The 12922-nt window shown below is 62.7% G+C and carries 11 protein-coding genes; all 11 read left to right on the top strand.

Features of this window, described 5'->3' with window-relative positions; all coding sequences use genetic code 11:
- Positions 1 to 30: 30 nt before the first annotated feature.
- The 11 genes from tolQ (at position 31) to denD (ending at position 12908) form a co-directional block, all read left to right on the top strand.
- Complete coding sequence (gene tolQ / locus NVV77_RS19435) at positions 31 to 732, top strand: protein TolQ (RefSeq protein ID WP_056312439.1); 702 nt, start codon at positions 31 to 33, stop codon at positions 730 to 732.
- A 1-nt stretch (position 733) separates the two neighbouring features.
- Positions 734 to 1171, top strand: coding sequence for a protein TolR (gene tolR / locus NVV77_RS19430; protein WP_295415696.1), 438 nt, complete (start codon positions 734 to 736; stop codon positions 1169 to 1171).
- 9 nt (positions 1172 to 1180) lie between these two features.
- Positions 1181 to 2413, top strand: a complete 1233-nt coding sequence (locus NVV77_RS19425; protein ID WP_295415694.1) for a hypothetical protein — start codon at positions 1181 to 1183, stop codon at positions 2411 to 2413.
- 64 nt (positions 2414 to 2477) lie between these two features.
- Positions 2478 to 3788 carry a Tol-Pal system beta propeller repeat protein TolB gene (tolB, locus tag NVV77_RS19420; RefSeq protein ID WP_295415693.1) on the top strand — a complete coding sequence of 437 codons (1311 nt, stop codon included), beginning with the start codon at positions 2478 to 2480 and terminating at the stop codon, positions 3786 to 3788.
- Positions 3789 to 4063: 275 nt separating this feature from the next.
- On the top strand, positions 4064 to 4519 hold the full coding sequence (gene pal / locus NVV77_RS19415; protein ID WP_295416242.1) for a peptidoglycan-associated lipoprotein Pal: 456 nt from the start codon (positions 4064 to 4066) through the stop codon (positions 4517 to 4519).
- 148 nt (positions 4520 to 4667) lie between these two features.
- Positions 4668 to 5702 (top strand): tol-pal system protein YbgF, encoded by a 1035-nt coding sequence (gene ybgF, locus NVV77_RS19410; protein ID WP_295415691.1) that lies wholly within the window; start codon positions 4668 to 4670, stop codon positions 5700 to 5702.
- A complete protein-coding gene (gene tilS, locus NVV77_RS19405) occupies positions 5687 to 6961 on the top strand; it encodes a tRNA lysidine(34) synthetase TilS (protein ID WP_295415689.1) in 1275 nt (424 codons plus the stop codon). Before ybgF ends, tilS begins: the two co-directional genes overlap by 16 nt.
- 621 nt (positions 6962 to 7582) lie before the next feature.
- A complete protein-coding gene (ftsH, locus tag NVV77_RS19400) occupies positions 7583 to 9514 on the top strand; it encodes an ATP-dependent zinc metalloprotease FtsH (RefSeq protein ID WP_295415686.1) in 1932 nt (643 codons plus the stop codon).
- A gap of 114 nt (positions 9515 to 9628) precedes the next feature.
- The gene (gene glmM / locus NVV77_RS19395; protein ID WP_295415683.1) at positions 9629 to 10972 is read left to right on the top strand and encodes a phosphoglucosamine mutase; all 1344 of its coding nucleotides are present in this window, start codon (positions 9629 to 9631) and stop codon (positions 10970 to 10972) included.
- 103 nt (positions 10973 to 11075) lie between these two features.
- The gene (locus NVV77_RS19390; RefSeq protein WP_295415681.1) at positions 11076 to 11810 is read left to right on the top strand and encodes a hypothetical protein; all 735 of its coding nucleotides are present in this window, start codon (positions 11076 to 11078) and stop codon (positions 11808 to 11810) included.
- A 114-nt stretch (positions 11811 to 11924) separates the two neighbouring features.
- Entirely contained in the window at positions 11925 to 12908 is a 984-nt protein-coding gene (denD, locus tag NVV77_RS19385) for a D-erythronate dehydrogenase (protein ID WP_295415678.1), read from the top strand.
- Positions 12909 to 12922: the final 14 nt, after the last annotated feature.

Genomic DNA, 12922 nt, shown 5'->3' with positions numbered 1-12922 from the left:
CCGGGCCGAAAGGATCACTTCATGGAAGTCATGGATGCAGTGGGAGCGGCCGCTCCACATGCCGACCTGTCCATTTGGGGACTGTTCTGGGCGGCCGACATCGTCGTTAAGTCGGTGATGCTGGGCCTGCTTGGTGCCTCGGTCTGGTGCTGGGCGATCATTGTCGACAAGACCATCGCCTATCGCCGCGTCGGTGCGGAGATGAACAATTTCGAAAAGACCTTCTGGTCCGGCCAGTCGCTTGAAGAGCTTTACAAGCAGCAGTCCGAAAAGGCCTCCGGTGGCATGGGCGCGGTTTTCGTCGCCGCCATGAAGGAGTGGAAGCGCAGCCACGAGCAGAATGCGGCAAGCTTTGTCGGCATGCAGCAGCGCCTCGACAAGGTGCTCGACGTTGCCATTTCGCGCGAAAGCGAATTTCTGGAAAAGCGCCTGGGCTTTCTCGCAACGGTCGGGTCCGCCGGCCCCTTCATCGGCCTTTTCGGTACGGTCTGGGGCATCATGAACGCTTTTACCAATATCGCGGCTTCGTCTTCGACCAATCTTGCTGTGGTGGCCGGCCCGATCGCCGAAGCGCTCTTTGCGACCGCCATCGGTCTTGTCGCCGCTATCCCCGCCGTTATCGCCTACAACAAGCTTTCCGCCGACTCGGCCAAGATGATCGGGCGCCTTGAAGGCTTTGCCGACGAGTTCTCGACCATTCTCAGCCGCCAGCTCGAAGCGCGGAGCCGCTGATATGGGCATGGGTGTAGCAGGCGGTGGAGGCGGCGGTGGACGCCGTCGTCGCGGCCGCAGGAAAGCGGTGATGAGCGAAATCAACATCACGCCCATGGTGGACGTGATGCTGGTGCTGCTGATCATCTTCATGGTCGCAGCGCCAATGATGACGGCCGGCGTGCCGGTCGATCTGCCGCAATCGGCCGCTGCCGACATGCCGAGCCAGACCCAGCCGATCACCGTGGCCGTGACGCCCGAAGGCGCCATCTTTGTCGATGAGACGCCGGTGGAAGAAGCCAATCTGGTGACGACCGTTGCCGCGCTCGCAACGCCGGAAGACCGGATTTTCCTCCGCGGCGATACCACGGCCAATTATGGCAGCGTCATGCGGGTCATGGGCCTCCTTTCGGCTGCCGGCTATTCCAAGATCGGGCTCGTTACCGAGCGCGAGCAATAGGCCGCGGGCATGCGTACAGGCGTCGCGGTTTCAGTTTCAGCGCATGTGTTGCTGATAGTGCTTGGTCTGATCAATCTGGGATCGACCGAGCCGCTGACGCCTGTCACCGCGTCGATCTCGGTCGACCTCGTCCCGATCGAAGAATATTCCAATATCCGTGCCGGCCAGCTCGACAGCACCGTCGTCGAGACCGACACGCCCTCCATCGTTGAAAGCGACAATCCGGCCGAACTGGCCCAGCCCACCGGCAATACCGAGGACGATCAGCCGACCCCGTCGCCGGCCGATGTGCCGACGCCGCAGCCGGTGACCCAGACGGCGCCTGCGCCCGAACCTGCGCCGCAGCCTGAGCCGGTGCCCGAACCGACCCCAGAACCCGAGCCAGCCCCGGAACCAGAGCCGGCGCCCGAGCCTGCTCCTGCGCCAGAACCCGCTCCGCAGCCGGAACCGACGCCAACGCCCACGCCGCCGACGCCCCAGACACGGCCGCAGCCCGCTCCCACACCGGAGCCGACCCCAGAGCCCGAACCGGCTCCGGAACCGACACCCACGCCCGCGCCGGCGCCGACACCAGAGCCAACGCCAGAGCCAACGCCAGAGCCAACGCCCGAGCCGACGCCGGAACCTGAACCCACGACGCCTGCCGTCGCGGCGCCGACCCCGGCTGCCCGGCCGAGCAATCTGGCGCAACTGCGCCAGCAGTTTGCTGCTGCCGAAGCCGAACGGAAGAAGCGCGAGGAAGAAGAACGTCAGCGCCAGGCTGCCGCCGCTGCCGCGCAGAACCAGTCGCAGACGCCAACCCCACGTCCCACTCAGCCCGGGCCGACCCAGCTCGATTCCGATCTTGCCGACGACATCGCCTCGATCATCAATAATGCGCCCACGACCGGCGGCACGACCGGGCAGGGCGGTTCGCCGACGCTGGGCGACACCACCGGCACATCGGCTCGGCTGAGCCAATCGCAAATCGATGGGCTCTCCGCTCGCGTCAAACGCTATTGGAACCTTTTGCCGAGCGATATCAACAGCGGCATGACAGTGGTTTTGCGCCTTAACCTCAATCGCGATGGTACTCTCAACGGCATACCCGAGATCGTTTCGGCCGATCCTTCGCCGGCCGGCGCCGGTATCGCCCGCGCTGCACAGCGAGCTGTGGTAGCTGCGACGCAGGAGGGACCATTCAATCTTTCCGCTGACGCTTATGATCAATGGCGGCAGCTTGAACTGGAACTCAGACCGTGACCTTGAATTTGCCCTGTTGCTGGCCAAAAACCGGCCAAACGGCGAAATTGGAGACAACCAACACATGACGCTTCTTACCCGTCGCTCTGCGCTCAAGCTTGGCCTGGCCGGTAGCGCCCTGCTGGCAACCGCTCCCATGGCCATGGCGCAATTGCGCATCGTGGTGGAAGGGGCCAATTTCCAGCCCCTGCCGATCGCCATTCCAGATTTTGCCTCGTCCGATCCGACCTTTGGGCGCGAGATCGCCGATATCGTGCGCAACAACCTGCGCCGTTCCGGTCTGTTCCTGCCGCTCGATCCGGCTTCGCTGCCGGTGCAGGTGGGCGATGTCAATGGCACGCCCGATTTCAACGTCTGGCGCACGGCCAATGTCGATGCGCTGGTCATGGGCTCGGTCGAGCGCGGCGGGCAGATTTCGTCTTCCGTCCGCGTCTGGGATACCCAGCAGGCCGCGCAGGTCGTGGGCAAGAGCTACAATACCGATCCCAATTCGGCGCGCCGTATCGGCCACATCGTCTCTGACGCCATCTATGAGCAGCTGGCCGGCGGCACGGGCTATTTTGATACCCGCGTCATCTACACTGCCGAAAGCGGCCCCAAGGCCAACCGCACCCGTCGCCTCGCCATCATGGATCAGGACGGCGCCAATGTGCAGTACCTGACCGACGGCTCCACCATGGCGCTGACGCCGCGCTTTGCGCCCAATGGCGACCTCGTCACCTATATGAACTTTGCCGATGGCAACCCGCAGGTCTATCTGCTGCAGCTGTCTTCCGGCCAGCAGCAGCGCCTCGCCAATGTCGGCGCCATGACCTTCGCCCCGCGCTTCTCGCCCGATGGCGGCACGGTCGCCTTCTCGGTGGAGCAGGGCGGCGCGACCAATATCTACGCCGTGGGTACGGGTGGCGGCCAGCCGGTGCAGCTGACCTCGGGCGCGGCGATCGACACGGGCCCGTCCTATTCGCCCGATGGCGGCCGTATCGTCTTTGAAAGCGATCGCGGCGGTTCGCCCCAGATCTACATGATGGGCGCCAGCGGCGGCAACGCGCAGCGCATCAGTTTTGGCCAGGGCAGCTATTCGACCCCGGTCTGGTCCCCCAAGGGCGATCTCATCGCCTTTACCCGCCAGTCCGGCGGCCAGTTCCATATCGGCATCATGAACCCTGATGGTTCAGGCGAGCGCCTGCTCTATTCGAGCTACCACGCCGAAGGCCCCACCTGGGCGCCCAATGGCCGTGTCATCATGTTCTTCCAGGATCCGGGTGGCAATGATGGCCCGCGCCTGATGAGCGTCGATATCTGGGGCCGCAACCCCCTGACCGTTGCGACCGAAAGCTATGCCTCCGACCCCTCGTGGTCGGGTCTTCGCGGCTGATTTTGGAAGGGGGCTGCGGCCCCCTTTTTCGTCTCCAAAATCCCCGGCGCTTAACCTTAACGTGATCAGCCATCGGTCCTGTTGCCCTTCTGCAACGTCACGAAAAAGCCCGGATTCCCGCCACATTCGCGCCTGAATAGGCAAACATTAACCATCTCAGCGAACCAGCTTTTAAGATTAAGCGCGGTAAATGCTGCACTTAAGATTGTTGCCTTTTTTGGAGCTACCCCGTGGCCATTCCCGCACCATTTTCGACCGCGTTGCGCGCTGCCGCGATGCTGTTTTTCGTCGTCGTCGTCGCTGCCTGTTCGCGCAGTTCCAATGATGCCGTCGGTCTCACCGGCGCCGGTAATCTCGGCCCTGGTGGCGGTGCTCCGGGCAGCCAGCAGGAATTCATCGTCACCGTTGGCGATCGCGTCTTCTTCACCACCGATTCGAGCTCGCTGACCCCGGAAGCCATGGCTACCCTCGACAAGCAGGCTGCCTGGCTCAACCAGTACCAGAACTATCGCGTGCTGATCGAAGGCCATGCCGACGAACGCGGCACCCGCGAATATAATATTGCCCTCGGCGCCCGCCGCTCCTCGGTGGTCGTGAACTATCTCGTCTCCAAGGGCGTCAACGGCCAGCGCATCACCAGCCAGTCCTTCGGCAAGGAACGCCCGGTTGCGATCTGCAACGACATTTCCTGCTGGAGCCAGAACCGCCGCGCGGTCACGGTGGTCCAGTAGAAACCTCATTCCAGTCGCAAGAACTGGAGGCAAGGAACGCCCGGTACCACGAAAGTGGGCCGGGTGTTTTGTTTTGACCAAAATTGGCCTTTATCCAGAGGCCAAAGATACCCATCTTGTCGCGCATCGACCCAATGGAGAAAACGGCGTGAAGCTCGGAACGTTCAACAGAAAGGCGCGCGCCGGTTTGTGCGCCCTCGCCATCGGCCTGGGGCTCCTGCCTGCCGCCAATGCGCAGACCCTTCCCCCCGCCGAATTGGGCGGTCTCTCCTTCACCAATACCCAGCCCGAACGCATTCTCGTGGCCCAGGCAGACCAGGCCCAGGTTCTGGTGCGCATGCAGCAGCTCGAAGAGCAGATTCGCCTGCTCAATGGCCAGATTGAAGGCCTGACGTTCCAGCTCACCCAGATGCAGGAAATCGTCAACCGCATGCAGGAAGACAATGAGTTCCGCTTCCAGCAGCTGGAAGGCGGTGCTGGGGGAAAAACTGAGGCGGCGACCCAACCTGGTGGCGTGACGCCGCCCGAGGCGTCGCCGCAGACTCAAACTGTGGCCCCGACCGGCGAAGATGCCGTGCCGCTGACCCAGATTCCCGAACAGGGCGTCAAGCCACTGCCGGGCGAGGCGGAATTCGATCCGACTTTTGACGATCAGTCGGCCCTGCCCATGGATGAGCTGGGCAATTCGTCCGATCCTCTCGTTGGCACCGGCCAAACGGGCGGCATTGACCTGACGACCGGCCAGCCAATCGATCTCAGCTACAATCCGGCTACGGTCTCGACCGGCAATGCGGATGCCGATGCGCAATTTGCCGCCGGCTATGAAGCCTATGCCTCGGGCGACTATGCCTTTGCCGCCGATCAGTTCGACCAGTTCGTGTCGCTCTATCCGGACAATCCGCAGGTTCCGGAAGCTGCCAATTTCCTCGGCGAGGCCCTCCTCACGCAGGGCTCCTACGACCAGGCGGCCGAGGTGCTGCTCGACACGTTCCAAAAACACCCCGATCACGCCCGCGCCCCCGACCTGCTCCTGAAGCTGGGCATGGCCCTTTCCGGGGCCGGGGAACGCGAAACCGCCTGCCGCACCTTTGGCGAGGTCGGCAAGCGCTATACGACCCTACCTCCGGCTTTCGTCGCGCGGCTTGCCGAGGAGAAAGCCAAGGCCCAATGCCCGCCAGCCTGACCCCGGATCTCGCCGACAGGGCCACGCTGGCAAATCTGTTTGCGCCCATTTCTGGCGAGGCCATCATTGGCCTCGCCGTTTCGGGCGGCCCCGACAGCCTCGCGCTGATGCTCCTCGCCCATCGCTGGGTTCCGGGCGCGGAAACTCCTCCCAAGATCGTTGTCTACAGTCTCGATCATGGCCTGAGGCCCGAGGCGGCCGGTGAGGTTGCTATGGTCGCGACCGAGGCGACAAAACTCGGCTTCGAATTTCGCGGACTCAGATGGAGCGAGGGGCATCCTGAAACCGGCCTTCAAGAGGCCGCGCGGCAGGCACGCTATCGGCTGATTGGCGAGGCCATGGCTCAGGATGGCGCGAAAGTGTTGCTGACCGCTCATCATCGCGCCGATCAGGCCGAAACCATTCTGATGCGTCTCGCCCATGGCAGTGGGCTCGATGGCCTCAAGGGCATGGTGCCGTTTTCCGAAGTCGAAGGCGTGCGGGTCTTTCGGCCGCTGCTCGATGTAGAACCGGCGGCGCTTGGCGCCATTGTGGAGGAGGCGGGGCTGACGCCCGCGCGTGATCCGTCCAATGCTGATGACACCTATGAACGTGTGCGCTGGCGCCGGCTCCTGCCATCCCTGGCGCAGGAAGGGCTCGATGGCGCGGCCCTGTCGCGCTTTGCCGCCCGCATGGCCGAGGCCGATCAGGCCCTGGCCCAGCTCGCCGACGCGGCCTTTGCCGAACTGGTTGCAGTCGATGGTTTCGGCGCCGCCTCGCTGCCGCTGAGCGCGCTCGAACAGCTAGGCCCGGCAACCGGCCGGAGGGTGCTAAGCCGCCTCCTGGCCGTTGTTGGTGGCCGCCAAAAGCCGCGCGCGCTGGGCCAAGTGGAACGGCTCTTTGAACAGATCACCACCAATACGCTGCCCCGCGGCACGACGCTGCTCGGCACTGTCATCCGCATCAAGGATGGTTTTGTCACCGTCGCCCGCGAGCCGGGCAGGGCGCTGCCCGAGGAGCAGGCCTTGCCGCCGGACGGCGTGCTGGTCTGGGACGAACGTTTCGAGATCACCAATGTTTCTGGCGAAACCGGGTTTGTAGCTTCGGCGACCGATTTCTTTCCGCGCCACCGGCTCGAAGAAGTCTTGGGCTTCAAGGTGACAACACCCGCCGAAGCCATCCGAACGGCACCCATCGTGCGTGATGCGAGCGGGGCGGTGCTGTCACTGGGTGGCTGGTCGTTCGATGATCGGGTGAAGGTGACGGTGCTGGTGGATTAGCGCCCCTGGCCCCCCTTCCATCGTCGGGGCTCGTTCCGGCAATCCATCTCGCCCTTGCTCCGTCACCGCGTCATTCCCGCGAAAGCGGGAATCTCTCTGTCACGAAACAGGGATCCCGGCTTTCGCGGGGATGACATCGAAGAGATATATATCTTATCCCCGCCCCCAATTATGCCCTCATAATAGCCCCATCCAACCTCGCATGGATGGTCTGCAGACGACAGTAGCGAGGGGGCCCGGCAGGGGATCGTCTCCCATGCACGTTCGGGGCTGGCCGCTTGCGACGAGCGATCAAAAGTCGCCGATAGTTCCCGCCCGAAAAGAGGGCACCCCGGAGCGGTATCCGCTTCATCTACTAAAAACTTCGAGGCGAATGCCGCTCCGGGTCCGTCCACCAGTAACACTCTCGCGGCATCAGCCGGCGGGAGCAAAATTACGTGCCCTGATAGTAATCCCCGGCGGAACCGCGTAAGGCCATATCCCGTTAACCCCGTCGCGACAAAATGACTGGACGTAAAGGCCGGGACGCCGCAGGTACTGCCCTTGTAACGCCCCAATGACGGTCTTACATTCGGCCTAATGCTGCCGCGTCGCGCGCTGGCTTCCTCCGGGACAGGATTGATGAACGGAAATTTCCGCAACTTTGCCATCTGGCTAGTCATTCTCTTTATGCTGATGGGCCTGTTCCAGGTCTTCCAGTCATCTACGCGCACCATGTCGGTGGGCGAAAAGAGCTATAGCCAGTTCGTGACCGACGTCGACGCGGGTCGCGTTTCCAGCGTTACCATTACCAATGACGTCGTTTCCGGCGTTCTCAATGACGGTACGCGCTTTGAAACCATCGTTCCGGCTGGCGCGGACATGATCTCGCGCCTTGAAGCGCAGGATGTGTCGATCACCGCCCGCGCGCCGGAATCGAGCCCCTTCTGGTCGATCCTGCTCTCGTCCTGGCTCCCCTTCATCGTCATCATTGGCGTCTGGTTCTTCTTCATACGCCAGATGCAGGGCGGTGGCCGTGGCGGCGCCATGGGCTTTGGCAAGTCGCGCGCCAAGCTCCTCACCGAAACTCAGGGCAAGGTGACGTTTGAAGACGTCGCTGGTGTCGACGAAGCCAAGCAGGATTTGGAAGAAATCGTCGAATTCCTGCGCGACCCCGGCAAGTTCCAGCGCCTCGGTGGTCGTATTCCGCGCGGCGTGCTCTTGGTCGGTCCTCCGGGTACCGGTAAGACGCTGCTCGCCCGCTCGGTGGCTGGCGAAGCCAATGTCCCGTTCTTCACCATTTCCGGTTCTGACTTCGTGGAAATGTTCGTCGGTGTGGGCGCCAGCCGCGTCCGTGACATGTTCGAACAGGCCAAGAAGAATGCCCCGTGCATCATCTTCATCGACGAAATCGACGCCGTCGGTCGCCAGCGTGGCGCCGGTCTCGGCGGCGGTAACGACGAACGCGAACAGACCCTCAACCAGCTCCTCGTCGAGATGGACGGTTTTGAAGCCAATGAAGGTATCATCCTCATTGCCGCAACCAACCGCCCAGACGTGCTCGACCCTGCTCTCCTGCGTCCCGGCCGTTTCGACCGTCAGGTCGTCGTGCCGAACCCGGACGTCTCGGGTCGTGAAAAGGTCCTGAAAGTTCACGTCCGCAAGGTGCCGCTGGCTCCCGACGTCGACCTCAAGGTTCTGGCTCGCGGTACCCCGGGCTTCTCGGGTGCCGATCTGATGAACCTCGTCAACGAAGCTGCCCTGATGGCGGCGCGCAAGAACAAGCGCTTCGTCACGCATCAGGAATTCGAAGACGCCAAGGACAAGATCATGATGGGCGCCGAGCGCCGCACCATGGCCATGACCGACGACGAAAAGAAGCTGACCGCCTATCACGAAGCTGGCCATGCCATCATCGCGCTGAAAGTTGCCGGCATCGACCCGATCCACAAGGCCACCATCATTCCGCGCGGTCGTGCGCTGGGCATGGTGATGACCCTGCCGGAAACCGATAGCTACTCGTTCAGCCGTGAGAAGGCCCTTGCCCGTCTCACCATGCTGTTCGGTGGTCGTGAAGCCGAAATCATCAAGTTCGGCCCGGCCAAGGTGACGTCGGGTGCCTCCGGCGACATCCAGATGGCGACGGCTCTGGCTCGCTCGATGGTGATGGAATGGGGCATGAGCGAAAAGCTCGGCCGCGTGCGCTACAAGTCCAATGACCAGGAAGTGTTCCTCGGCCATTCGGTCACCCAGTCCCAGCATATGTCGGATGACACCGCCAAGCTGATCGACCAGGAAGTGCGCAAGCTCATCGAAGATGGCGAAGCCTCGGCCCGCAACATCCTGACGACCTACAATGACCAGTGGGAAGCCATTGCCCAGGCCCTGCTCGAATTCGAAACCCTGACCGGCGACGAACTCCGCGCCCTGATGGATGGCAAGCAGCCGACCCGCCCTGAAGACGGTGGTCCGGCTGTGCCGAAGGCCACGGGTGTGCCGACCGCCGGCAAGTCGGGCAAGAAGCGGCCGGATGCGCCGCCGGAGCCGGGCATGGAGCCCCAGCCGGAAAGCTGAGGCCAGTTTATACAAGGGCCACCCAAGGGTGGCCCTTTTCTTGTCCAAATCTCTGCGCTACTTCCCACGAAAGTGGTATTGAATGCAGCAGACCAGTTATCGGGGGAACGCACTATGGCCCGCAAATATTTCGGCACGGACGGCATTCGGGGCATGGCGAATGGCGACAAGCTGACTCCCGATCTCGCGATGAAAGTCGGCATGGCCGCCGGCACGACATTCGTGCGTGGCGAGCACCGCAACCGTGTCGTTATCGGCAAGGATACGCGCCGCTCGGGCTATATGCTGGAAAATGCCCTGGGTGCCGGTTTCACGGCCGTGGGCATGGATGTCTACTTCCTCGGACCGATGCCGACCCCGGCCGTCGCCATGTTGACGCGTTCGCTGCGCGCCGATCTGGGGGTCATGATTTCGGCCTCGCACAACCCCTATGAAGACAATGGCATCAAGTTTTTCCGTCCCGATGGCTACAAGCTCAGCGACGAACTCGAAGCCGAAATCGAGCGCCTGATCGAGACCGACACGTCAAAGCTTCTGGCGCATGGCATGGAGATCGGCCGCGCCTATCGCGACGAAGAAGCCCGCACCCGCTATATCGAATATGCAAAGCGCACCCTGCCGCGCGGCGTTGACCTTTCGGGGCTGCGCGTCGTGCTCGATTGTGCCAATGGCGCCGCCTACAAGGTCGCCCCGGTGGCGCTCTGGGAACTGGGCGCCGAGGTCATCACCATCGGCGTCGAGCCCAATGGCTACAATATCAACCACAAGGTTGGCTCCACTGCTCCCGAGGCCGTTGCCGCCAAGGTCAAGGAGGTGCGTGCCGATATCGGCATCGCGCTCGATGGCGACGCCGATCGCGTCATCATCATCGATGAAAAGGGCAATGTGGTTGATGGCGACCAGTTCATGGCCGTCATCGCCCATAGCTGGATGGAGCGCCAAATGCTTGTCGGCGGTGGTATCGTCGCCACCATCATGAGCAATCTCGGCCTCGAACGCTATCTGACCGGCCTTGGCCTGACGCTCGAACGCACCCAGGTGGGTGATCGCTATGTGCTCGAAGCCATGCGCTCCAAGGGCTTCAATGTCGGCGGCGAACAGTCCGGCCACATCATTCTTTCCGATTTTACCACGACGGGCGACGGGCTCGTCGCGGCCCTGCAGCTGCTCTCGGTGCTCAAGCAGCAGGAAAAGCCGATCTCGGAAATCTGCCACCGCTTTGACAAGGTGCCGCAGCTCCTGCGCAACGTGCGCTTCAAGTCGGGCAAGCCGCTCGACCACAAGCACGTCAAGCAGGCAATTGCCGATGCGGAGTCGACCTTGGGCAGCGCCGGACGCCTCGTCGTGCGCGCTTCGGGCACCGAGCCGGTGATCCGCGTCATGGGTGAAGCGGACGACGCGGCGCTCGTCGAGAGCATCGTTGGCCAGGTCGAGGCGGCCATTCGCGAGATCGCTTAGGGTCTCGTTAGGGTTAAAATCTAGGGTTAAGCGGGCTTTAACGAGTTTGTCCGATATTTGCCATGAACCGACATAGCGTCGTGGCAACTAAAGGACTGAACCCATGCGCAAGCTCATTGCTGCGTTCCTGTTGACCGGAACAGCAGTGGCAGGCCCGGCAATTGCCGCGGACATGCCCTATTACCCGCCCGTGATCGAAATTCCGGACGTCGACTATGGCGTGTCGGGCAGCTTCTACCTGCGCGGCAGCGCCGCCGGTAACGCGATGTGGGCCAAGGAAGTTTTCCACCCCACTGCAAATCCGCGCACGTACGCCATTACTGACTTTGGCTACGGCTACTCGGTCGGTGCGGGCGTCGGCTACGAAACCGGTACCGGTCTGCGCGTTGACGCCACCGTCGACTATCTGTCGAACGACAACATGCGTGCCAACATTGCGGACACGACCGGCACACTGACCAACGGCGTGTACGGCCTGAAATTTCGTTCCACCGTCGCCCTCGTTAACGCCTATTATGACTTCGGCTTCGGCGACATGGGATATGGCGCTGCTGGCGGCGCCTTCGGCTATGTCGGCGCCGGTGCCGGTCTCGCCTTCAATGAAGTTGTCACCACTGGTCCCGTGGGTGCGCCCCCGGACACCCGCGGCACCAATACTAGCCTCGCGGCCGCCGGTATGCTTGGTGTCGGCTATGACTTTGGGCATATCGTGGCCGATGTCGGCTATCGCGGCCTCTACATTGACTCGCTGGCAAACAACACCACGACTGAGCCCTATTCGATCAACGGCGCCTGGGTCCACGAAGTGCGCGGCACGCTGCGCTACCGCTTCAACTGATCCCAGCGGTCTTTCATGCAGCGGCGCTCACCTTCGGGTGGGCGCCGTTTCTTTTGCGGTGACAACAGGCTGCCGCAATGATTTCGTCGGTTGAGGCTATTGGAGGACACGGTCTTGAAGATTCTGGTGATCGGCGCCGCCGGCATGGTTGGACGCAAGCTGACGGCGGCACTGCTGAAGGCGGGGCAGGTTGGGGGGCGGGATATCTCGACCCTGGCTCTCGCCGACGTCGTAAAGCCCGACACCCCGTCCGCCTCCATTCCGATCGAAACCCATTCACTCGACCTCTCTGCCCCAGAAGCCGCAGAGAAGCTCATCGCCTCGCGTCCCGATCTCATCTTCCATCTCGCCGCCATCGTGTCCGGCGAGGCCGAAGCCGATTTCGAGAAGGGTTATCGAATCAATCTCGATGGCACCCGGTACCTGCTGGAAGCGATCCGTCTCGCCAGTCAGCACGGGCTCTATGCGCCGCGTCTTGTCTTCACCTCTTCCATTGCGGTTTTCGGCGAGCCCCTCCCGGTCGAAATCCCGGATGAATTCCCGCTGACGCCGCTCACCAGCTACGGCACGCAAAAGGCGATCTGCGAGCTGCTCCTGGCCGACTATTCCCGCCGCGGCTTTGTCGATGGGGTCGGGATTCGCCTGCCGACCATCGTGGTGCGCCCAGGAAAACCCAACAAGGCCGCGTCGGGCTTCTTCTCCGGCATCATTCGCGAGCCCCTTGCCGGTGTCGAAGCGGTCTTGCCGGTCGATACGAATGTCCGTCACTGGTTTGCCAGCCCCCGCGCGGCGGTGAGCTTCCTGCTCCATGCGGCCGAGATGGATACGGCCAGTCTCGGACAACGCCGTTCTCTGACCATGCCGGGCCTTGCAGCGACCGTAGGGGACGAAATCGAGGCCTTGCGTCGTATTGCCGGGGACAAGGCGGTAAAGCTCATCCGCCACGAGCCTGACCCGGTCATTGCCCGTATCGTTGCCGGGTGGCCACAGGCCTTCTCGGCAAAGCGTGCCGAAGGCCTCGGCTTTTTCGCCGAGCGCCGCTTCGACGACATTATCCGTGCTCACATCGAGGATGAGTTGGGCGCACATTTCGGCTGATGCATTGCCAGGCC

The organism is Devosia sp., assembly GCF_024707125.1.
GTDB lineage: Bacteria > Pseudomonadota > Alphaproteobacteria > Rhizobiales > Devosiaceae > Devosia.
Note: the sequence above shows the minus strand (reverse complement) of the source record. Positions and strands in the feature narration are given on the sequence as shown.